General features: G+C 62.7%; 18 protein-coding genes. 6 read left to right on the top strand and 12 right to left on the bottom strand.

The genetic code is table 11. The features are described 5' to 3' along the window. Window positions 1-15 precede the first annotated feature (15 nt). The 5 genes from B0B52_RS17165 to B0B52_RS17145 are packed head-to-tail and all read right to left on the bottom strand — an operon-like array spanning window position 16 to window position 3,878. Window positions 16-891 carry a GyrI-like domain-containing protein gene (locus tag B0B52_RS17165; RefSeq protein WP_077594889.1) on the bottom strand — a complete coding sequence of 292 codons (876 nt, stop codon included), beginning with the start codon at window positions 889-891 and terminating at the stop codon, window positions 16-18. A 34-nt stretch (window positions 892-925) separates the two neighbouring features. Next, window positions 926-1,399: a GyrI-like domain-containing protein gene (locus B0B52_RS17160; protein ID WP_077594888.1), complete on the bottom strand. Its 474-nt coding sequence runs from the start codon at window positions 1,397-1,399 to the stop codon at window positions 926-928. 57 nt (window positions 1,400-1,456) lie between these two features. Beyond that, a complete protein-coding gene (locus B0B52_RS17155) occupies window positions 1,457-2,392 on the bottom strand; it encodes a DMT family transporter (RefSeq protein ID WP_217349810.1) in 936 nt (311 codons plus the stop codon). A gap of 13 nt (window positions 2,393-2,405) precedes the next feature. Next, complete coding sequence (locus B0B52_RS17150) at window positions 2,406-3,356, bottom strand: helix-turn-helix domain-containing GNAT family N-acetyltransferase (RefSeq protein WP_139351996.1); 951 nt, start codon at window positions 3,354-3,356, stop codon at window positions 2,406-2,408. 54 nt (window positions 3,357-3,410) lie between these two features. Beyond that, window positions 3,411-3,878 (bottom strand): MarR family winged helix-turn-helix transcriptional regulator, encoded by a 468-nt coding sequence (locus B0B52_RS17145; protein ID WP_077594886.1) that lies wholly within the window; start codon window positions 3,876-3,878, stop codon window positions 3,411-3,413. Window positions 3,879-3,942: 64 nt separating this feature from the next. Here B0B52_RS17145 and B0B52_RS17140 point away from each other — a divergent pair, with 64 nt between their 5' ends. The 5 genes from B0B52_RS17140 to B0B52_RS17120 are packed head-to-tail and all read left to right on the top strand — an operon-like array spanning window position 3,943 to window position 9,109. Next, the gene (locus tag B0B52_RS17140) at window positions 3,943-4,476 is read left to right on the top strand and encodes a flavin reductase family protein (RefSeq protein ID WP_077594885.1); all 534 of its coding nucleotides are present in this window, start codon (window positions 3,943-3,945) and stop codon (window positions 4,474-4,476) included. Window positions 4,477-4,490: 14 nt separating this feature from the next. Further along, window positions 4,491-5,537: a peptidase M29 gene (locus tag B0B52_RS17135; protein WP_077594884.1), complete on the top strand. Its 1,047-nt coding sequence runs from the start codon at window positions 4,491-4,493 to the stop codon at window positions 5,535-5,537. Between the two features lie 3 nt (window positions 5,538-5,540). Next, a complete protein-coding gene (locus B0B52_RS17130; RefSeq protein WP_077594883.1) occupies window positions 5,541-6,323 on the top strand; it encodes an alpha/beta fold hydrolase in 783 nt (260 codons plus the stop codon). A 15-nt stretch (window positions 6,324-6,338) separates the two neighbouring features. Further along, entirely contained in the window at window positions 6,339-7,625 is a 1,287-nt protein-coding gene (locus tag B0B52_RS17125; protein ID WP_077594882.1) for an acyl-CoA dehydrogenase family protein, read from the top strand. Window positions 7,626-7,633: 8 nt separating this feature from the next. Then, window positions 7,634-9,109, top strand: coding sequence for a class I adenylate-forming enzyme family protein (locus B0B52_RS17120; protein ID WP_077594881.1), 1,476 nt, complete (start codon window positions 7,634-7,636; stop codon window positions 9,107-9,109). On the opposite strand, the gene B0B52_RS17115 is transcribed toward B0B52_RS17120, so the two are convergent. Together B0B52_RS17115 and B0B52_RS17110 are read right to left on the bottom strand one after the other, a co-directional pair. Then, on the bottom strand, window positions 9,103-11,262 hold the full coding sequence (locus tag B0B52_RS17115; RefSeq protein WP_077594880.1) for a 3-hydroxyacyl-CoA dehydrogenase NAD-binding domain-containing protein: 2,160 nt from the start codon (window positions 11,260-11,262) through the stop codon (window positions 9,103-9,105). The two genes, B0B52_RS17120 and B0B52_RS17115, sit on opposite strands and share 7 nt — an antisense overlap. After that, entirely contained in the window at window positions 11,262-12,467 is a 1,206-nt protein-coding gene (locus B0B52_RS17110) for an acetyl-CoA C-acetyltransferase (protein ID WP_077594879.1), read from the bottom strand. Before B0B52_RS17110 ends, B0B52_RS17115 begins: the two co-directional genes overlap by 1 nt. A gap of 167 nt (window positions 12,468-12,634) precedes the next feature. Between B0B52_RS17110 and B0B52_RS17105 the strand changes: the two genes are divergently transcribed. Next, window positions 12,635-13,798, top strand: a complete 1,164-nt coding sequence (locus tag B0B52_RS17105; protein WP_077594878.1) for an acyl-CoA dehydrogenase family protein — start codon at window positions 12,635-12,637, stop codon at window positions 13,796-13,798. A gap of 27 nt (window positions 13,799-13,825) precedes the next feature. On the opposite strand, the gene xylB is transcribed toward B0B52_RS17105, so the two are convergent. The 5 genes from xylB to xylF all read right to left on the bottom strand — a co-directional run bounded on the left by xylB (window position 13,826) and on the right by xylF (window position 19,572). After that, on the bottom strand, window positions 13,826-15,298 hold the full coding sequence (gene xylB, locus B0B52_RS17100; RefSeq protein WP_077594877.1) for a xylulokinase: 1,473 nt from the start codon (window positions 15,296-15,298) through the stop codon (window positions 13,826-13,828). 35 nt (window positions 15,299-15,333) lie between these two features. Beyond that, entirely contained in the window at window positions 15,334-16,479 is a 1,146-nt protein-coding gene (locus B0B52_RS17095) for an ROK family protein (RefSeq protein WP_077595042.1), read from the bottom strand. Between the two features lie 14 nt (window positions 16,480-16,493). After that, window positions 16,494-17,273: an ATP-binding cassette domain-containing protein gene (locus tag B0B52_RS17090; RefSeq protein WP_077594876.1), complete on the bottom strand. Its 780-nt coding sequence runs from the start codon at window positions 17,271-17,273 to the stop codon at window positions 16,494-16,496. A gap of 1 nt (window position 17,274) precedes the next feature. Next, on the bottom strand, window positions 17,275-18,405 hold the full coding sequence (locus B0B52_RS17085) for a sugar ABC transporter permease (RefSeq protein ID WP_371327410.1): 1,131 nt from the start codon (window positions 18,403-18,405) through the stop codon (window positions 17,275-17,277). A 150-nt stretch (window positions 18,406-18,555) separates the two neighbouring features. After that, on the bottom strand, window positions 18,556-19,572 hold the full coding sequence (xylF, locus tag B0B52_RS17080) for a D-xylose ABC transporter substrate-binding protein (RefSeq protein ID WP_077594874.1): 1,017 nt from the start codon (window positions 19,570-19,572) through the stop codon (window positions 18,556-18,558). Window positions 19,573-19,789 lie beyond the last annotated feature (217 nt).

The raw sequence follows: 19,789 nt of genomic DNA, 5'->3' as shown, positions 1-19,789 counted from the left end.
TTGCCTGCCAATTTATCAATGCTGGTCTGACCTGGCTGCCAGCGGCAGGAAAATGTCGGTGAGCAGCTCTGCGGGCGCCGTGTCGCGCGGGTTGTTGAGGTATTCCTCGAAGACCGGCAGGTTGGCCGCCTCGTAGCCCGACTGCACCAACCATTGACCGTACAGCCACTGGTATGCGGCGCGCATGGTGGCGTATGGGCCCTTATGTCTGAGCACGGCACAGGTCCCTCCGCCGAGTTCAAACAGTACAAGAGGTGCACGGGCTGTAGCATCTGGCGGCAGCGACAAACCTGCGCGCGAATTGAGCTGCGCTTCCGGCACGGAGAAGGGGTCATCGTCATACACCGCCATCCAACGCATGTCTGTGCGGGCCAGGCCTTGGGCAGCCATTTGCGTGTAGGCGGTTTCAAACGCCTTGCCAATGCGCATATAGGAACCCCTGTGGGGCAAACCTGCCAGTTGTACCACCGGCACGGTGCGGATTTCCACGCTATAGCCAGCGAGTTCAGGCTGTGCCTGACCGCCCAGAAAAACCGCATGGCCGCCGCGCTGGCGATAGTCGCTCGGGCTCATGGCAAAAGCTACGCGAAAAGCACGTGCAAAGGACTGGACATTGGGATAACCGCACTTGCGCGCCACCTGTGTCACGGCCATCGTGGTGTTGGCCAGGTACCCGGAAGCCCGATGCAGCCGCAACCGGCGAACCGTGGCGGCAATGGTCTCGCCGTACAAGGCGTGATAAACGCGATGCCAGTGGTAGGACGACAGGTGCGCGACTTCTGCCAGCCGGTCCAGGTCCAACTCGCTCTCAAGGTGATCGTGGATATACGCAGTCACCCGGCCCAGGCGTTCCTGGTAATCCAGCCAGCCGTGACTGCGGCTCACAGGCATGCCCGACGCCGAAGCTGGTCGTGATGACGCTTGGTCATGCGCGCGCGGCCTCCTTGTCAAGGCCGATGAAGATGTCGATGTCGCCTTGGGCGGTGTAACGCTCGTACTCGACGATGAAGGTTTTTGGCAGCTCGTTTCTGCGCCAGATCTCTTGCCATTTTTCGCCCACCAGATCGAAGCGGCCTTTTTCGACAGGAAACACCGCGCGTCGCGACGCCGGGATGACCGCCCGCGCCAATCCGCCTGGTAGGGGCGTGTGCGGATGCACCTGCGCGCCCAGGATCAGCGAATAAACCCCCTGGTTGTTGCTGCCGGCATGGTCGAAGTGGGTGTAAACGGCATAAACGTCGTCAGAAATCTTTCCGGGAATGTTTGCCGGCACAGCTTCCTGTGAAAAGCGCTGCCAGTGCGGCGGGATGGTCTGCATGGCCTCGTCGTTCGACGTGCGCAACTCGATGCCGAAAACGTGGATGGCTTGATCCTGGTGGACGATGTGCATGGCCTGCATGATGGAGTTTCCTCGGGAATAGGTGGAAGGTTGAAGGTGTCGAACGCCAGGAGGACTTTATGCGCGGCGGGCTGACAATTCTTGCGGACTTGGCGGGCGGGTGGCAAACCACAAGCCCAAGGCTATGAAAAAAATCGCTGAAATGGACCACCGGTCAGGCGCTTCTCCGAGAAAAAGCATTCCAAGCAAGGCCGCAGTCAGCGGATTGAGGGCCAGAAAAACCGTCACTCGCGTCGGTGATTCGTGTTTGAGCGCATAAAGCCACCAGAAGTAGCCAATGCCGCTGGACACGCCGATGAAACCGACCACAGCCCAGGTTTGCAGGCTGAGCGCCATCACGCGCGCCGGCCAGTATTCCTGAAGGGCGAGCAGGCTGAGAAACAGAACCGACACCAGCATCGCGAAGCTTGACACGGCCAGCGTCGGGTAACGCTGCAGATAAGGGCGATAAAGAACACTGCACAAGGCCCCGACACAGGCGCTTGCCAGCACTGCTGCTTCTCCCCACCAGTGGCCTGCATGCGCTGTCTGGAGCTTGGGCCACAGCGACAGGGCGACGCCGGCGATGGACAGCAGCACGCCGAAAAGCAGGGCAGGCGAGATACGCTCCCGCCCCAGTGCGCTGGACAGCAGCAGCGTCAGCAAAGGAAACAGGCTGAAGATCAGCGCCGCCTGGGCCGCGCCCAGGTGCTGCAGACCGTAGTTCAGCAGCGCAATCAGCACTGCAAACTGGCCCGTTCCCAGCGCTGCCATGGCGAGCCAGTCTTTGCTTGCTATGCTTTTTATAGCTGCCGGCGCTCGTAAATCAAGGGCCAGTGCCCGAAAATGCTTGAGAAGAAGCGGCAGAAGGCAACAAAACCCGATGCTGTAACGCAGTAAGGCCAGGGTCAGCGGTGGCACGTCTGCAACCACAAAACGGGAGGCCACGATGGCCGCGCCAACCTGCACGCCGGTGGCGGCGGCAGCCAGAAGGGCCAGGTTGATTCGCGTCAAAGCCGCGGGCCGTTCACAGCGGGAGTTCCCAGGTTTCGCCAACCAGCTCTTTGCCGAAACCGGTGTAGGGCTCGCTTTTGACCATGGTGAAACCGCGCTTGGCATAAATGGCTCTTGCGCCATCCAGGCAGCTGTTGGTCCAGAGCACCATTTTTTTATAGCCTTTGTTGCGCGCAAAGCTGATGCATTCATCGGTCAACCGGGCGCCCAAGCCAAGCCCGCGCGCGCCGGGCGCCAGGATCAGCAGGCGCAGCTGGGCCACGGTTTTCGACTTGCGCACGACAAATACGGAGCCCACGCGTTCGCCTCCCAGTTCGGCGATCCAGCAGCGTTCCCACTCAGGCTGGTAGTCGCGCACATAGCCGGCAACGATGCCCGCGACCAAGGCTTCGAATTCGGCGTTCCAGCCGTATTCACGCGCGTAAACCTCGCCATGCTGTTGCACCACCCAGCCCATGTCGCCGGGCTGCGGGTCGCGCAGAACGACGGCCGGCGTGGGGGACGCGGCAGAAGGATCGAGCAGGCGCTGCACGGTGGCCAGGGCCCTTGTCAGTTCCTGCCGGGCAGGATGTGGCAACGGAGCCAGCAGTGCCGCTGCCTCGTCGCGCGAGCGCTGCTGCAACGGCGCGAAAGCCTGGTAACCGGCTTCGGTCAGTTGCAGCAGGCTTTGCCGGGCGTCATTGGGGGAAGGCAGGCGCGTCAGCCACTGCCTGGACTCGAAGCGGCGCAGGATGCGGCTCAGGTAGCCGGCGTCCAGGCCGAGGTCGCGCCCCAGTTCCGTTGCGGTAGGCTGCTGGCGATGCGCCAGCTCATAAAGCACACGCACATCGGTCAATGACAGCTCGCTGCCCAGGTAGGGCGTGAGCACACCGATGCGCTGAGTGTAGAAACGGTTGAAGCCGCGCAGGGCCTTGACGTGGGCTGTGGGAACGCTGCTGCGCCGGGTGTCAGGTGTGGATGCCATGCCCCGGATCATCTGCCAATTACTTGACTTAGTCAACTAATTGGCGTTACGCCGTCAGGCTTCGTCGCCGCGGCTGATCAGGGTGCGCAGGATTTTTTTCAGGGCGGTCACGTCGCGTTCGCTGAAGCCCTGCAGCAGCAAGTCTTCATGCGCCTTGGCCTGGGCCAGCAAGGCCGCCACAGTGGCGCGGCCCTGCGCTGTTTCGAACACCAGGGTGCGCCGGGCGTCGGCCGGGTCCTCGCCGCGCCGCACCCAGCCGGCTTTTTCCATGCGCTGTACAAGTTTGGTCAGGGTCGGCTGCTGCGCCAGGATTTCGCGCGCCAGCTCGCCGATGGTCAGGCCGTCACCATCCGACAAGGTGGCCAGCAGGCGCCATTCCAGCTGGCTCAATCCAGCGGCCTGAACCTGGGCGTGGAACTCGCTGTACACCACATGGCTGGCCCGCGCGAGCAGGTAAGACAGATAGCCATCGATGAACCGGGTAGCCGGCGCCGGGCAGGCCGGCTTGCTGGAGCGGCTCATACGATGTCTCGGCGTGAAAGGAGTGCGCTTGCGTATTGCATGAATATTCATATATTATGCGCAGATGAATGTCGCCTTGCAAGCTTCGCTGGACCCCGCTCCCCTTGACCCACCGCCCGTGCTGGACAGCCGGGTCCTGCGCACGGCGCTGGGCCAGTTTGCGACGGGCATCACGGTGGTGACCACCCGCGCAGACAGTGGCCAGTTTGTCGGGCTCACGGTCAATTCGTTTTCGGCCCTGTCGCTGGAGCCGCCGCTGATTCTCTGGTCGTTGCGGGTCAGCTCACCCAGCCTCGCGGTGTTCGAAGGCGCCGAGCGTTTTGTTGTCAACGTGCTGGCTGAAGCGCAGGTGGAGGTGTCGCGCCGCTTCGCCTTGCCCCAGGCCGATAAGTTTGATGGGGTGCCGCATGCCGAAAACGCCTGGGGCCTGCCGCTACTGCACGGTGCCGCCGCCTGGTTTGAATGCCGCAAGGTGTCGCAGCAGATGGCCGGCGACCATTGCCTGTTCATTGCCGAAGTCGAGCGTTTCACCTTGTCCGAAGCCGCGCCACTGCTGTTTCATGCGGGCGGGTATTTCACGTTGGGCTCGCGCCTTTAAAGAAAGCTTTTCCCATGCTGCAGGAACGAATCGAAGCCCGCTGGATTGACTGTTTTGCCGAGGCCTTTGCGCTGTGCGGCGTGAAGGCGGGCGACACGGCGGCCATCCTGTCCGAAACGCAGTCGCGTCCGGTCAATGTGCGGCTCGCCGAACTTGCGCTGGCGCGCCTCGGTGCGCGGGCCTTTCACCTGGTGCTGAACACACCGCGGCTCACCGCACCGGTACCGGTGCGCTCGACCGGCGCATCCGACGCCATTGGCCAGTTGGCTCCGGTGGTGCAGGCGCTGGCAACCTGCACCTTTGTGGCCGACCTGACGGTGGAAGGGCTGCTGCACGCAGCCGAGCTGCCGGATATTCTGAAAGGCGGCGCGCGCGTGCTGATGGTGTCCAACGAATACCCCGAAATCCTCGAGCGCTGCCTGCCCGATCCCGCGCTCGAACCCAAGGTCAAAGCCGGCATCAAGCTGCTCAGGAATGCCAAAGCCATGCATGTCACCTCCAAGGCGGGCACGGACCTTTCCATCTCGCTGGTCGGGGCGCAAGCCGGCGGTGGCTGGGGCTACACAGCCCGGCCTGGCACCATTTCGCACTGGCCGGGCGGCCTGTGTCTGGCCTTCCCGGCCAAAGGCAGCGTCAACGGCAAGCTGGTGCTGGACCAGGGCGATGTCAACCTCACCTTCAAGCGTTACCTCGAGAAGCCCGTCGTGCTTACGATCGAAAACGACTTCGTGACCGACATCGCCGGCGAGCATGTGGACGCCGAGCTGATGCGCAGCTACTGGGCCGCCTGGGGCGACCGCGAGGCCTATGCGGTCTCGCATGTGGGTTGGGGCATGAACCCCAGGGCGCGCTGGGATGCCATGGCGTTTTACGACAAGAAAGATTTCAACGGCACCGAGCTGCGCGCCTTTGCCGGCAATTTCCTTTATTCGACCGGCGCCAACGAGGTGGCCGGGCGCCACACGCTGGGGCATTTCGATTTGCCGCTCAGGAACTGCACGGTGCACCTGGACGGGCAAATGGTTGTGGATGCCGGCCGCCTGACCGGCGAGCTGGCCTGAGCCATGGCGCTGCCGGCTTATCTGGAGCAGGGCAAGGGCGATACGGCCGTTTTTCTGCTGCACGGCGTGGGCGGGGGCAAGGAGGCCTGGGCGCACAACCAGCCGATACCGGCGAGCCACGGCTACCGGACGATTGCCTGGGACATGCCGGGTTACGGCGCGTCGCAGGCGTTGGCGTCCTGCAGCAATACCTCGCTGGCAGAAGCACTTAAAACCCTGATCGAACACACGGGCGCGAAGCGCAATGTGGTGCTGGGCCACAGCATGGGCGGCATGCTTGCGCAGGAGCTGGCAGCCCTGCATCCTCAGCTAGTACATGGCCTGGTTTTCTACAGTACCTCGCCAGCTTTCGGCAAGGCCGACGGCGCCTGGCAACAGCAGTTTTTGCAGAGTCGCTTTGCGCCGCTGGACCAGGGGCTGGGCATGGCGGGCCTGGCCGGCAAACTGGTGCCCACCATGTTCGCGCCGGATGCCGAGCCGGTGCGCGTCGCCGAAGCCGCCGCATTGATGGCCCGTGTGCCTGCAGACAGCTACCGCGCTGCACTCTCGGCCATCGTTTCGTTCAACCGCCTGGCCGCGCTGGGCGACATCGCCGTGCCGACCCTGTGCCTGGCGGGTGAGCTGGACCAGAACGCACCGCCCGCTGTGGTGGAAAAAATGGCCAGCCGCATTCCGGGCGCTGCTTATGTCTGCCTGCCGGGCGTGGGCCATATCGCCAACATCGAGCAGCCTCATTTGTTCAACGGCGCCGTCCTGACGTTTCTAAAACAGCATTTCCCGACCTGACCCGAGGACCTTCCCATGTCTGCATTGCCTGTCTCTCCCCCCACTGCCGTCCGTTACCAGCCGCCCTCGATTGCCGGTGACTACAGCGAACTCACGCCCAAGCAAACCAAACTGCTGACTATTGCGGCCCGACTGGGCCGCGAGAAGTTCGCGCCACGCGCGCAGCAGATCGATCGTGACGCGGTGTTTCCCTTCGAGAATTACGCCGACCTGCGCGAGGCCGGCCTGCTGGGCATCTGCGTGCCCGAAGAGCATGGCGGCTGGGGCGCCGACTTCGCGACCTATGTGATGACTGCCGCTGAAATTGGCCGGCATTGCGGCGCCACCGCGCTGACACTGAACATGCATGTGAGCTCCACCATGTGGACCGGTTTCATCGCCGACGACCTCGACATGACGCCGGAGCAGCGCGCCAATCACGAAGCGCACCGCAAGATTCATTACCAGCGCGTGGTGGAGCAGGGCAAGGTGTACTCGCAACCCTTCTCTGAAGGTGGGGCGGCTGCGGCCGGCAAGGCGCCTTTCGGTACCCTGGCCCGTAAGGTCGAAGGCGGGTACGTCGTCAACGGCAAGAAAATTTTTGCCTCGCTGGCGGGGGCGGCGGATTACTACGGCATCCTTTGCACGCTGGACAAGCCGGGCGCGACCCAGCGTGACTCGCTCTACCTTGCGGTCGACAAAAACCTGGTCGGTGTCAGCGTCACCGGTGACTGGGACCCGCTGGGCATGCGCGGCACGGTCTCGCGTACGCTGGTGTTCCAGGATGTGTTTGTGCCTGAAGTTGAGCGGCTGATACCCGAAGGCGTGTATGCCCAGGCTGCCTTGCGCTGGCCGCACATGTTTGCGACCCTGTCGCCGACCTACATGGGCATTTGCCAGGCGGCCTACGATTTCACGGTGCAGTACCTGCGTGGCGAGGTACCGGGCACGCCGCCGGTGAAACGCCGCATGTACCCCACCAAGCAGATCGCGGTCGCGGAAATGAAGGTCAGGCTGGAGCAGACCCGCGCCATTTTTCTGCAGAATGCGCGTGCTGCGAGGGTCGATCCTTCGAAGGAAATACGCCTCGGGCTGTATGCGGCCCACTACACCATCATGGAAAACGCCAACGAGATCTGCCGCCTGGCCGTGCGCACCTGCGGCGGCCAGTCCATGCTCAAGAGCCTGCCGCTGGAACGCATGTACCGTGATTCGCGCTGTGGCTCGCTGATGCTGCCGTGGACAGCCGAACTCTGCATCGACCGCCTTGGGCGTGAATGCCTGTATGAGGCCGGCGAACAGGACGAGCAGGCGGTGCTGTAGGGCCCGGCATGAACCTCGCGCAGATCATTCAGCGGCACGCACAGTTTTCGCCGCAGCAGGTGGCGATCCACGCGGCGGGGGAAGACATCAGCTACCCGGCGCTGTGGCAGCGCATTGAGCGTGCGACGCAGGTGCTGTTGGCGGCCGGTGTGCAGCCAGGCGACCGTGTGGCCTGGCTGGGCTTCAACGACCCGGCCATGCTGGTACTGCTGTTTGCACTTTCTCGCGTTGGTGCAATTTTGCTGCCGCTCAACCACCGGCTGGCGGCGCCCGAACACGCGGCGATTCTTGAACATGCGGGTGTGAGCCTGCTGGTCAGCGACAGTGGGTACGCCGATGCGGCGGCGGCGCTGGCAACCACACAAGGCTGCCGCCTGCTGCCGGCCGCCGGACTTGCGACAGAACATGCCGGGAGCAGCACCGCCCAGCTGTCAGGCGACTACGCCTCGCCGGTGCTGCTGGTCTACACCTCGGGCACAACCGGCAAGCCCAAGGGGGCGCTGCACACGCAGTCAGGCCTGATCTGGAACTGCGTGATTTCCGCGCATGCGCATGAACTCACCCAGGCTGACCATGTGCTGAGTGTGCTGCCCATGTTTCATGTAGGTGGCCTGTGCATCCAGACTCTGCCGGCCCTTCACGCCGGCGCAACGGTGACCCTGCATGCGCGTTTTGATGCCGCGGCCTGGCTGGCCGATGTGGCCGGGCGTCGGCCGGCGCTTTCCCTGATGGTGCCGGCCACCTTGCGCGCGGTACTCGACCATGCTGATTTTGCTGAGGCCGATTTGTCTTCCCTGCGTTTTCTGGCTGCGGGTTCTTCCACCATTCCCACCTCGATGATTGCAGCCATGCATGCACGCGGTGTACCGGTCGGCCAGGTGTATGGCGCGACAGAAACCGGCCCGGTTTCCATCTACCTGCGCCGTGCCGATGCGATGCAGCATGTCGGATCGGCCGGCAAGGCCGGTCTGCATGTAGAAGTGAAACTCGTCAACACGCTGGGCGAAACCGTGGCCCCAGGCGAGGTCGGCGAAATCCGGGTGCGTGCTCCCAATGTGATGTGTGCCTATTGGGCCGATACCGATAACCTGGCCTTTGCCGAAGGCTGGTTTCACACCGGCGACCTGGCGCGCTGTGATGAAGCAGGGTTTTATGAAGTCGTCGGGCGCTCGAAAGACATGATCATCTCGGGTGGGGAAAACATTTACCCGGCCGAAATTGAAAATCTGCTGGCCGATTGCCCTGAAATTCTGGAGGCCGCGGTGGTGGGCCAGCCAGACGCACGCTGGGGCGAGGTGGTGGTTGCCGTGGTTGTGCGCAAACCTGGTAGCGGGCTTGATGCGGCCGGGGTTCAGCAACTGTTTGAAGGCCGGCTCGCGCGTTTCAAGCACCCCAAGCGCGTGCTGTTCTGCGATGCCTTGCCCAAGACCGCGCTGGGCAAGGTGCAGAAAGCCGGCCTGCTGACCGGCATCAAAGCTCAGTAGACCGGCTGGTACTTTTTGATCGCGGCCTTGACCTCATCGCTGAGTACAAAGCCCGGGCCGAATTTTGCAGCCAGTTCACCGGCGCGTTTCACAAAGGTCTCCACCCCCATGCTGTAGATGAACTGCATTGCGCCGCCGGTCCAGGCGGGAAAACCGATGCCGAAGATCGAACCGATGTTGGCATCGTGCACGCTGGTCAGCACGCTTTCGCTGAGGCAGCGCGCGGTTTCCACGGCCTGGCGGTACAGCAGCCGATCCTTCAGGTCGGTGATGCTCCAGCCCGTACCCGGTTTCTCGAACAGGGGTTTGAGTTCGGGCCACAGGCTTTTCTTCGCGCCTTTCTCCTCGGGGTAGTCGTAAAAGCCCGCGCCTGCGGCACGGCCGTTGCGGTCGAACTCCTTGACCATGCGCTCGACGATCAACTCGCCCGGCGTGGCGATATAGGTCTTGCCTTCGGCCACATAGTCGGCACGGGTCTGGTCCAGCACATGCACGCTCAGTGATAGCGCGGTTTCGTCGAGCACGGCGAGCGGGCCCACCGGCATGCCGCACTGGATGCCGGCGTTTTCAATGGCTGCCGCCGGAATGCCTTCGCCCAGCATGGCCGCGCCTTCCATCACAAAGGTGCCGAAGGTACGACTGGTGTAGAAACCGCGCGAGTCATTGACCACAATCGGAATCTTGCCGAGGGCCTGCACATAGTCGAAGGCGCGCGCCACAGTTTCATCGTCGGTCTGTTTGCCGCGGATGATCTCGACCAGCTTCATCTTGTCGACCGGGCTGAAGAAGTGGATGCCTACGAATTTTTCAGGGCGGTCACTGGCCGTGGCCAGCCCGCTGATCGGAAGGGTGGACGTGTTCGATGCAAAAAATCCGCCGGGTGCCAGCAAGGGTTCGGCTTCCTGCGTGACCTTGGCTTTCAGGTCGCGGCGCTCGAACACCGCTTCAATGATCAGGTCGCAGCCGGCGAGGTCGGCCACCTTGTCGGTGGCGTGGATGCGCGCGAGTAGGGCGGTCTGGTCGGGCGCACTCATGCGACCCTTGTCCACGCGTGTTTGGGTCAGTTTGGCGCTGTAGGCCTTGCCCGTGTCGGCCTTGTTCTGGCTCACGTCCCTGAGCACAGTGCTGATGCCGCGGCTGGCCTGGGCGTAGGCAATGCCGGCGCCCATCATGCCGGCCCCCAGCAGGCCGACTTTCTGCGGCTTGTAGCGCGGAACATCTTTCGGTCGCGAGTGGCCCGACTTGATCGCGTTCATGTTGAAGAAAAAGGTGTTGATCATGTTCTTGGCAACAGGGCTCACGATCAGCCTGGCCAGGTAACGCGACTCGATGCGTAGCGCGGTGTCGAAATCGACCTGCGCACCCTCGACCATGGCGGCCAGCGCATATTCGGGGGCCGGGTAAAGTCCGCGCGTTTTCTGCTTGAGCACGGCCGGCGCCACAGCCAGCATGCCGGCAATCTTGGGGTTGGCAGGTGTGCCGCCAGGCATCTTGTAGTTCTTGTCTTCCCACGGGTGGTGCGCAGGTGCGGCGGTGCCGTCATGGGTCGCTACCCAGGCCAGCGCCGCGGGACGCAGTGCGGCGGCATTGGGCACCAGTTCGTGCACGAGGCCGAGTTCCAGCGCCTCGTGCGGGTTGAACAGCTTGCTCTCCAGGATGTAGGGCTGTGCACCCATCAGACCCAGCATGCGCGTCATCTTGGTGATGCCGCTGGCACCGGGGATCAAACCCAGTGTGACTTCCGGCAGGCCGAACTGGATCTTCTTGTCATCAACCGCAACGCGGTAGTGGCCGACCAGTGCCACTTCCCAGCCGCCGCCCAGTGCTGTGCCGTTGAGACAGCTCACCACCGGCTTGCCCAGGGTCTCCAGCGTGCGGAAGTTCTTCTTGGTCAGCTCTATTCCCTGAAACACCGCTGCAGCGTCCGAAGCCTGCAGGCGCATCGTGGCCTTGAGGTCGGCGCCGGCAAAGAAAGTGCTTTTATTCGATGCCAGAACGATGCCTCGAATTGCGTCCCTGTCTTTCACGACCTGCGCAGTGGCCGCTGTCAGATCCTTCTGCCACTGGGCACACATGGTGTTGACCGGCGAACCTTCCTCGTCGAAGGTGAGTGTTGCAATGCCGTCGGCCAGTTCGTACTTGATCGTCTTCATCAGATTCTTTCCACAATGGTTGCGATGCCCATGCCGCCGCCTACGCACAGGGTGGCCAGGCCGTAGCGCAGCTTGCGCCTGTGCAACTCATCAATCAGGGTGCTGAGAATCATGGCGCCGGTCGCGCCCAGCGGATGGCCCATGGCAATCGCGCCCCCGTTGACGTTGACCTTGTCGTGCGGGACTTTCATCTCCTTCATGAAACGCATGACCACGGCGGCAAAGGCTTCGTTGACCTCGAACAGGTCGATCTGGTCAATCGTCAGGCCGGCTTTGGCAAGCGCCTTGCGCGTCGCGGGCATGGGGCCGGTCAGCATGATGGTCGGGTCGGCGCCGCTCAGCGCTGCGGAGACGATGCGGGCGCGCGGCGTGAAACCATGGGTCTTGCCCGCGGCTTCCGAACCAACCAGCACAGCCGCCGCACCGTCCACGATGCCCGAGGAGTTGCCGGCATGGTGCACATGGTGAATGCGCTCGACCTGTGGATAACGTGTCAGCGCCACCTGGTCAAAACCCATGCCGCCCATCTGTTCGAAAGCCGGTTTGAGGGAGGCCAGGCCTTCCAGGGTGGTGTGCGGCTTGATGAACTCGTCCTGCGCGAGGATGGTCTGGTCGAGGAAGTCTTTCACCGGAACGACCGAGCGGTCGAAATAGCCGGCGTCGCGCGCCCTCGCGGCGCGCTTCTGGCTTTCCATCGCGAAGGCGTCCACATCGGCGCGCGTGAATCCCTCCAGGGTGGCAATCAGGTCGGCTCCAACGCCTTGCGGCACAAAACCGGTGGCGCTGTTGGTTTCTGGGTCCTGCGCCCAGGCGCCGCCGTCCGAACCAATCGGCACGCGGCTCATGCTCTCCACGCCACCGGCCACCACCAGGTCTTCCCATCCGGAACGTACCTTCTGCGCAGCCATGTTGACGGCTTCCAGGCCGGAGGCGCAAAAGCGGTTGACCTGCACGCCCGAGGCGCGGAAGTCCCAGCCGGCCTTGAGCGCGGCCACCTTGGCAATGACGGAGCCCTGCTCGCCGATGGGCGAGACCACACCCATCACCACGTCGTCAACAAAGGCGGTGTCGAAGTCATTGCGCCGCTGCAGCTCGCTCAGCACACCGGCCAGCAGGTTGACGGGTTTGACCTCGTACAGGCTGCCGTCTTTCTTTCCCTTGCCGCGCGGTGTGCGGATGGCGTCGTAAATGAATGCTTCTGTCATGGCGTACTCCGGTGATGGGTCACGGCGGATCGACCCCGCCATGCATGAATCCCGGAGCCGGCCCGGGATGAAGGAAAACACTGGGTAGAGTATATTCATTTCACCAAGCAAACGCTTTGCATAAATGTATTCCGGGCTTTCAATACTCCCCACAACGAGGTAGCACCATGATCGAAAGAACTCTTTTCAACCCCGACCATGAGGCGTTCCGCGACAGTTTTCGCCGTTTCATGGACAAGGAAATCGCGCCCTTTCACGCCGAATGGGAAGAGCAGGGCTATGTGAATCGCGCGGTCTGGAACAAGGCGGGGGAAAACGGCTTCCTGTGCATGACCATGCCCGAGGAATACGGAGGCTCCGGCGCCGACAAGCTGTATTCCGTGGTGCAGATGGAAGAGCTCAATGCAGCGGGTTTCACCGGCATTGGTTACAGCCTGCACAGTGAAATCGTCGCGCCCTACATCCTTCATTACGGCACCAAGGCACAGAAGAAAAAATACCTGCCGAAGCTCGCCAGCGGCGAGATGGTCGGCGCCATTGCGATGAGCGAACCGGCAGCCGGCTCCGACCTGCAAGGCGTCAAATCCAGCGCGATCAAACAGGCCGACGGCAGTTACCTTCTCAACGGCAGCAAGACCTTCATCACCAACGGCTGGCACGCTGACCTGGTGATCGTGGTCGCCAAGACCAACCCGACGGCCGGAGCCAAAGGCACCAGCCTGCTATTGGTCGAACGCGGCATGCCGGGCTTTGCTGTGGGTAAACGGCTGAAAAAGCTGGGGCTGAAGGCGCAGGACACTTCGGAGCTTTTCTTTGACGGCGTGCGTGTGCCGGCTGAAAACCTGCTCGGCGGAGAAGCGCAGGAAAACCGCGGGTTCATCTGCCTGATGGAGCAGTTGCCGTGGGAGCGCCTGCAGATTGCCATCGGGGCCGTGGCGGCAGCCCAGGCCGCGATCGGCTGGACGCTGGACTACGTGAAGGAACGCAAGGTGTTCGGCCAACCGGTGGCCAGCTACCAGAACACGCGCTACACCTTGGCCGAGCTGCAGACCGAGGTGCAGGTGGCGCGTGTGTTTGTCGATAAATGCACTGAATTGCTGGCCGGAGACAAGTTGGACACCGCAACAGCCAGCATGGCCAAGTACTGGTGTTCGGACCTGCAATGCAAGGTGATGGATGAATGTGTGCAGCTTTTCGGCGGCTACGGCTACATGTGGGAATACCCCATCACCCGGGCCTATGCCGACGCCCGTGTGCAGCGCATCTACGGCGGCACCAACGAAATCATGAAGGAAGTGATTTCGCGGTCCATGGGCCTGGGAAGCAAATAGCGCTGCTGCGTGCCCGGATAGAAGCGTTCAACCGACTTTCGGGCTGGCGCTGTGCGATGGGGCGTAAAGCGCCCGGAAGCGGGCATAACGCGAGGAAAGCATTGCCTGCTCGTCCGGGTCGGGGGCATACGTCACCTCCACCGCAGGTGTTTTGCACACCGTTTGCGGTGCGGCTCCGGTGGACAGCCATGCCAGGCGCGCGGCACCCAAGGCTCCTCCGACTGCCGAATCGCTGTGGGTCAGGATCTCGATATCCAGACTTGACGCCAGCTGCTGAGCCCACATGGCACTGCGCGAGCCACCGCCAACCAGCGAGAGGCGTTGAACAGAGCTGCCGGCGGCGGTCAGGGCAGCCAGGCCGTCGCGCAGGCCGAAGGTCACACCCTCCATCACTGCATAGGCCAGCCGTGCGGCGTCTGTCGTGAAGCTCAGGCTGTGAAAGCTGCCGCGAATGTCGGCGTCGTTGTGGGGAGTTCTTTCTCCGTCCAGGTAGGGCAGGAAAATGGGAGCTGCTGCGCGCTCGGCCAAGGTCAGCGCACTGGCCTGGGTGGCCAAGGTGCCCTCCGAAGGCGCCCCCAAGAGGCGGGTGACCCATTGCAGGGAACTGGCTGCCGACAACATCACGCTCATCTGGTGCCAGCGGTTGGGGAGAGCGTGGCAGAAGGCATGGGTGGCACTGGCTGCATTGGGCTGATAGCTGGGTGTCACCACGAACAGCACGCCGCTGGTGCCCAGCGACAAAAATCCCTGGCCCGCCTCGGTGGCTCCCATGCCTACCGCGCTGGCTGCGTTGTCGCCCGCACCACCGGCCACCACCGTGCCGGCCTTCAGGCCCAGCACCTGGGCTGCCTTCGCGCTGAGCTGGCCACCCGCGGCACTGCCTTCCACCAAGCCCGGCATGTGCGCCTGGTTCAGGCCGGTGAGGGCCAGCAGTTCATCCGACCAGGCGCGGCGCTGCACATCCAGCCACAAAGTGCCGCTGGCATCCGACATGTCGGTCAGGAAGTCGCCGGTCAACATCAGGCGCACATAGTCCTTGGGCAGCAGGACCTTGGCAATTCGCTGAAATATTTCCGGTTCATGGCGCGCCACCCAGCGCAGCTTGGGTGCAGTAAAGCCCGGCATGGCCAGACTGCCTGCCAATGCCGGCAGGCCGGGCAACTCGGCCATCATTGCGGTGCATTCGGCGGCTGAGCGGGTGTCGTTCCACAAAATGGCGGGTCTTAGCACCTGGTCCCGGGCGTCCAGCAGCACGGCGCCGTGCATTTGCCCGGAGAGGCCTATTGCCTCGATTGCTCCGTAGGCTTCAGGATGGGCCTGGCGCAATTGAGCCAGTGCGGCCTGGGTCGCCGTCCACCAGTCCTGGGGTTGCTGCTCGCTGTGGCCGGGGTGCGGGCGGGACACGGCGAGTGCGGCACCGGCCGAACCTACCACGCGATGGTTGGCGTCAAGCAGAAGGGCTTTGACTTCCGAGGTGCCGATGTCGATTCCGAGAAACATGGTGAGGTTCCGAAAAAAATCGCCAGAAAAAAGGCTTAGCTCCGTGCAGGGACGCCGTTGCGCACGAGGTGGCCGCGCGGATGCATGGGGCGCAGATACTGATGCAGCACCAGGGCGGCAGCACCTACTGCAGAAGCCAGCAGGCCGTAACGCGCGACACGCACCACGGGAGCGGTTACGCCGGCTTGGGTGGCGTAGTTTTGCAGCGTCTCCTGGGCAACCTGCACCATGTCGGGAAAACGGTGACATGAAGCGCCGCCCACCACCAGCACGCTGGGGTCGAAAGTGGTCCACAGGTTCTGCAGCAACACGCCCAGATAGTGACCTGCCCGGCGGGTGTCCGCCAGCTGGCCCAGGGCACCCGAACCGATAAACGTCTCTGCGCACCCGCGCCGCCCACAAGAGCACAGCGGGCCATCGAGTTGCAAAACGCTGTGGCCGATCTCGCCGGCCATGCCCTGCATGCCGGTGAACAGCCGGTCGTTAAGCACAATGCCCGCGCCCACGCCGACGTCACAGGTGACAAAAATCAGCGAGTCTTTGCTCTCGCTTTCCGAAAATTCGTATTCGCTCAGCGCGGCGGTATCGGCTTCGTTTTGCACATGTACCGGTACCGGGGGCAGACCTGCATGAACCAGTGCCTGGGTGATCTGCGGCAAGAAATCCACATTGCGCCAACCCAGGTTGGGCGCAAAGCGGACCACACCGGTGGCCTCGTCAAACGCGCCGGGCAGGCCTATGCCTACACCCGAGAGTTGCACGCCGCGCGATACCAGCTGCCCCTGGGCCTGTACCGTCAGGTCGGCGATCTGGCTGCAGACGTCTTGCGGCCGGGTGCCGCGCAAAGGCTCTTGCGTTGACCACAGCACCTGCCCCAGCAGGGAGACGCTCACCACACGCAAAGTGTCCACAGCCACTTCCACGCCAATCAGGCCGCGTGACTGGGTGTCGATTTGCAGGGGTGTGGAGGGCCGCCCCACACCGTTGGCAGCGGCCAGGCTGGTTTCGCTGAGCCAGCCTTCGTCAATGAGTTCGCGCACCAGCAGGCTGACCGTCGACTTGGTCAGCCCGCTATGGCTGGCGAGCTGCGCACGCGAGCGACCCGGCTGGCTACGCAGCAAGCGCAGCAGTACGCTGCGATTGATACGTTTGACGAGTTGCTGGTCGCCTGTGGTTTTCATGGCCGATGGCATCTTCAGGCGATGCGGTGCGGCGCCTGTGTTTTTCCTTCCGGCTGCTTGCCGGCGATGATCATGCCGAGAATCTGGTCTTCGTTCAGATCAGTCGTTCGGTAAGTGCCTATCAGCCGGCCGTTCTTCATCACGGAGAGACGGTCGCTGAGCGAAAAAACATCGTGCATGTCGTGCGTGATCAGGAAAATTCCCACGCCTTCGGCCTTGAGCTGAAGCACCAGATTCGCCACCATGGCGGACTCCTCCGGGCCCAAGGCTGCGCAGGGTTCGTCCATGATCAGGATGCGGGCGTTGAAGTAGATGGCGCGCGAGATGGCCACCACCTGGCGCTGCCCGCCCGACAGGCGCCGCACCGGGGTGTGGATGTTGGTGAAGTTTTTATTGAGACGGCCAAACACCTTGCGGGCCTGCGCCTCCATGAAGTAATCGTCCAGCGTATTCCAGGCCGTCATTTTTTCCCGGCCCAGGAACAGGTTGGCCACGGCGTCCAGGTTGTCGGCGAGAGCCAGCGTTTGATAGATTGTTTCTATACCCTGGTGCTGCGCATCGGCCGGGGTCCGGAGATTCACTTTCTCTCCCATCACATGGATCTCGCCCGAATCGATGGGGAAAGCGCCGGCCAGCATTTTCATGAGAGTTGATTTGCCCGCGCCGTTGTGGCCCAGCACGGCAACGACTTCGCCGGGGTACAGGTTCAGGTTCACGCCGTCCACAGCGTGAACGCCGCCAAAGGCCTTGCGGATGTCCTTGAATTCGACCAGGGGTTCGGTAGTGGTTTGCATGTCAGTTTTCCTGCGCCCACTTGCGATAGAGCACGTCAAATACCACCGCCACAATCAGCACCTGCCCGATGATGATCATGCGTTTTCCGATGGACACATCCAGCAGCAGCATGCCGCTGTCCAGCGACTGCATGATGAGTGCGCCCAGGACCGAGCCGATGATGGTGCCGCTGCCTCCGGCAAGCGCAGTGCCACCGATCACGGCGGCAGCAATCACGAACAGTTCCATGCCGGTGCCCAGCGAGTTGGTGCCTGCGTTCAGGCGAGCCACCGACACGATCGCCGCGATGGTGATGAGCACGGCGAGCAAGGCAAACAGCATGAGCGTTACCCGCTTGACGGGTATGCCGACCAGTACCGCAGCGTCGGGGTTGCCACCCATGGCATAGACATAGCGGCCAAAACGGGTGCGCTGGGAGATGAAGGACATCACCACCGCCACGGCCGCCCAGATGAGCACCGGGATCGGAATGCCCTGGGGAGCATCCTTGTTGGGGACCAGGTAGCTGTTCATGGTCGCAGCAAACGCGGCCAGGAGGGCTACGGGTGCTGCCACCAGCAGGACATCCACCCATACGGGCTGGTTGGGCATCTCGTGGTGTGTGGAGGCGCGGCGGCGCAACAGCATCCGGATTACCAGCACCAGGCTCACGCATGCGGTCAGCACCCAGGTGGCAGTCACTCCGATGCCACCGTCATAGCCACCGCCCAGCTGCAAAAAGGTCTCGTCGCTGACGGGCTGGGTCTTGCCGTCGGCCACCAGAAAAGCCGCGCCGCGCAGGGACATCAAGCCTCCCAGCGTGACCACAAAAGACGGCACCCCAAGCATGGCGGTCAGCCATCCCTGGTACACCGACACCACCAGCGCCGCGGCCAGCCCGGCGAGTGACGCTGCGGGCCAGGACCATCCCAGGGTGTATTGAAGATAGGCGATGAGCACGCCGACAAAACCGATCACCGAGCCGACCGACAGGTCAATATGCCGGGCCACAATGATCAACACCATGACGGTGGACACGATGCCCACCACCGCGGTTTGCTGGGCGATGTTGTAGAGGTTTTCAGGCGACAGGAAAATGCCGCCCGACAGGACCTGGAATATGCCTGCCATGACGGCAAGCACGCCGCCCATGAATACCAGCCGCCAGTCGACGGCAGCGTTGCGCAGGAATCGAACGGGAAATTGCATGGTCTTGAGGATGCAGTACTCCCCAAGGCAACCTACAGGCTGGTTGCCTTGCCTGCTTGCGCAGAACGGGGAGCAGGGAGCTGAAAGCCTGTATTACTTGCAGGCGGGGACGTTGCCGGTGACACCCTTGCAGAGTTCGTCTTTTTTGATCCAGCCGGCTTTCACCACCACGTCGAGGTTGTCACGGGTGATGGGCACGGGCTTCAGGAACTGGGCCTGCAGGGCGACCTTCTTCTCGCCACCGTTCCAGGAGGTCGCGCCATCGACTTTTTTGCCGGCACCCAGATTGACAGCTGCACTGGCAGCCTGTTTACCGAGGTCGCGGGCATCTTTCCATACCGACACCGTCTGAGTGCCCATGGCCACGCGGTTCAGTGCGGCAAAGTCACCGTCCTGGCCTGACACCGGCACGCCCTTGAGGCCCTTGGAGCTCAGCGCCGCCACAACACCACCGGCGGTGCCGTCATTGGATGCGACCACGGCATCAACTTTGCCGCCGTTCTTGGTCAGGATCTGCTCCATGTTTTTCTGCGCGACTTCAGGCTTCCAGCCATCGGTGTATTCCTCGCCCACGATCTTGATGTCGCCTTTCTTGACGGCGGCTTCAATGATTTCCTGCTGGCCTTCGCGCAGGAAATTGGCATTCGGGTCGGTGGGGGAGCCCTTGATCATCACGTAGTTGCCCTTGGGCTTGGCCTGGAACACGGCACGGGCCTGCATGCGGCCGACTTCCTTGTTGTCGAAGGTGATATAGAACACGCCGGGCGCTTCGATCAGGCGGTCGTAGGCGATGACGGGCACTTTTTGTTTGGTGGCCTTGTTCACGGCGGGCAGGATGGCGTCCTTGTCCATCGCCAGCACGATCAGAACCTTGGCGCCCTTGGCCATCAGGCCGTCAATGTCCGCCAGCTGTTTTTCGGGGGAGCCGGCGGCGTCTGCACTGATGTACTTGGCGCCCAGCTTTTCAAGTTGAGTCTTGATGGCGGCCTCGTCGGTTTTCCAGCGTTCCTCCTGGAAGTTGGACCAGCTGACGCCCACCGTGACCTGCGCAAATGCGCCGGCGGCGGCCAGGCTGAGTGCCAATGCAGTGAGGGTAGTTTTTAATTTCATGGATGTCTCCGATAGTTCTGCCCAAGTCAGGCAGGTGGTTTTGAAAACTCAGCTAAATCCCGGTGATCGTCCGGCTGCAAAAGCAGCAGCCACGGATTAGTTTGAACGACGCACTAATTATGTGGAACTGAAGAATTCCCCGCCTAGGGACAAACCCCCGGGGTGCGCGGCCGGGCCGAATTTTTGGAGAGTTTCTGTAACGCTGCGCCTGCCAGAG

Source organism: Polaromonas sp. A23 (genome assembly GCF_002001015.1).
Classification (GTDB): Bacteria; Pseudomonadota; Gammaproteobacteria; order Burkholderiales; family Burkholderiaceae_C; genus Polaromonas.
The sequence above is the reverse complement of the archived record's forward strand: the minus strand, read 5'-3'. Positions and strand labels throughout refer to the sequence as shown.

Excerpts from the sequence above, each read along its gene's own strand:
- B0B52_RS17165 (WP_077594889.1), bottom strand. The coding sequence starts at position 891 with ATGCCTGTGAGCCGCAGTCACGGCTGGCTGGATTACCAGGAACGCCTG.
- B0B52_RS17160 (WP_077594888.1), bottom strand. The coding sequence starts at position 1,399 with ATGCAGGCCATGCACATCGTCCACCAGGATCAAGCCATCCACGTTTTC.
- B0B52_RS17150 (WP_139351996.1), bottom strand. The coding sequence starts at position 3,356 with ATGGCATCCACACCTGACACCCGGCGCAGCAGCGTTCCCACAGCCCAC.
- B0B52_RS17145 (WP_077594886.1), bottom strand. The coding sequence starts at position 3,878 with ATGAGCCGCTCCAGCAAGCCGGCCTGCCCGGCGCCGGCTACCCGGTTC.
- B0B52_RS17140 (WP_077594885.1), top strand. The coding sequence starts at position 3,943 with ATGAATGTCGCCTTGCAAGCTTCGCTGGACCCCGCTCCCCTTGACCCA.
- B0B52_RS17135 (WP_077594884.1), top strand. The coding sequence starts at position 4,491 with ATGCTGCAGGAACGAATCGAAGCCCGCTGGATTGACTGTTTTGCCGAG.
- B0B52_RS17130 (WP_077594883.1), top strand. The coding sequence starts at position 5,541 with ATGGCGCTGCCGGCTTATCTGGAGCAGGGCAAGGGCGATACGGCCGTT.
- B0B52_RS17125 (WP_077594882.1), top strand. The coding sequence starts at position 6,339 with ATGTCTGCATTGCCTGTCTCTCCCCCCACTGCCGTCCGTTACCAGCCG.
- B0B52_RS17120 (WP_077594881.1), top strand. The coding sequence starts at position 7,634 with ATGAACCTCGCGCAGATCATTCAGCGGCACGCACAGTTTTCGCCGCAG.
- B0B52_RS17115 (WP_077594880.1), bottom strand. The coding sequence starts at position 11,262 with ATGAAGACGATCAAGTACGAACTGGCCGACGGCATTGCAACACTCACC.
- B0B52_RS17110 (WP_077594879.1), bottom strand. The coding sequence starts at position 12,467 with ATGACAGAAGCATTCATTTACGACGCCATCCGCACACCGCGCGGCAAG.
- B0B52_RS17105 (WP_077594878.1), top strand. The coding sequence starts at position 12,635 with ATGATCGAAAGAACTCTTTTCAACCCCGACCATGAGGCGTTCCGCGAC.
- xylB (WP_077594877.1), bottom strand. The coding sequence starts at position 15,298 with ATGTTTCTCGGAATCGACATCGGCACCTCGGAAGTCAAAGCCCTTCTG.
- B0B52_RS17095 (WP_077595042.1), bottom strand. The coding sequence starts at position 16,479 with ATGAAAACCACAGGCGACCAGCAACTCGTCAAACGTATCAATCGCAGC.
- B0B52_RS17090 (WP_077594876.1), bottom strand. The coding sequence starts at position 17,273 with ATGCAAACCACTACCGAACCCCTGGTCGAATTCAAGGACATCCGCAAG.
- B0B52_RS17085 (WP_371327410.1), bottom strand. The coding sequence starts at position 18,405 with ATGGGCGGCGTGCTTGCCGTCATGGCAGGCATATTCCAGGTCCTGTCG.
- xylF (WP_077594874.1), bottom strand. The coding sequence starts at position 19,572 with ATGAAATTAAAAACTACCCTCACTGCATTGGCACTCAGCCTGGCCGCC.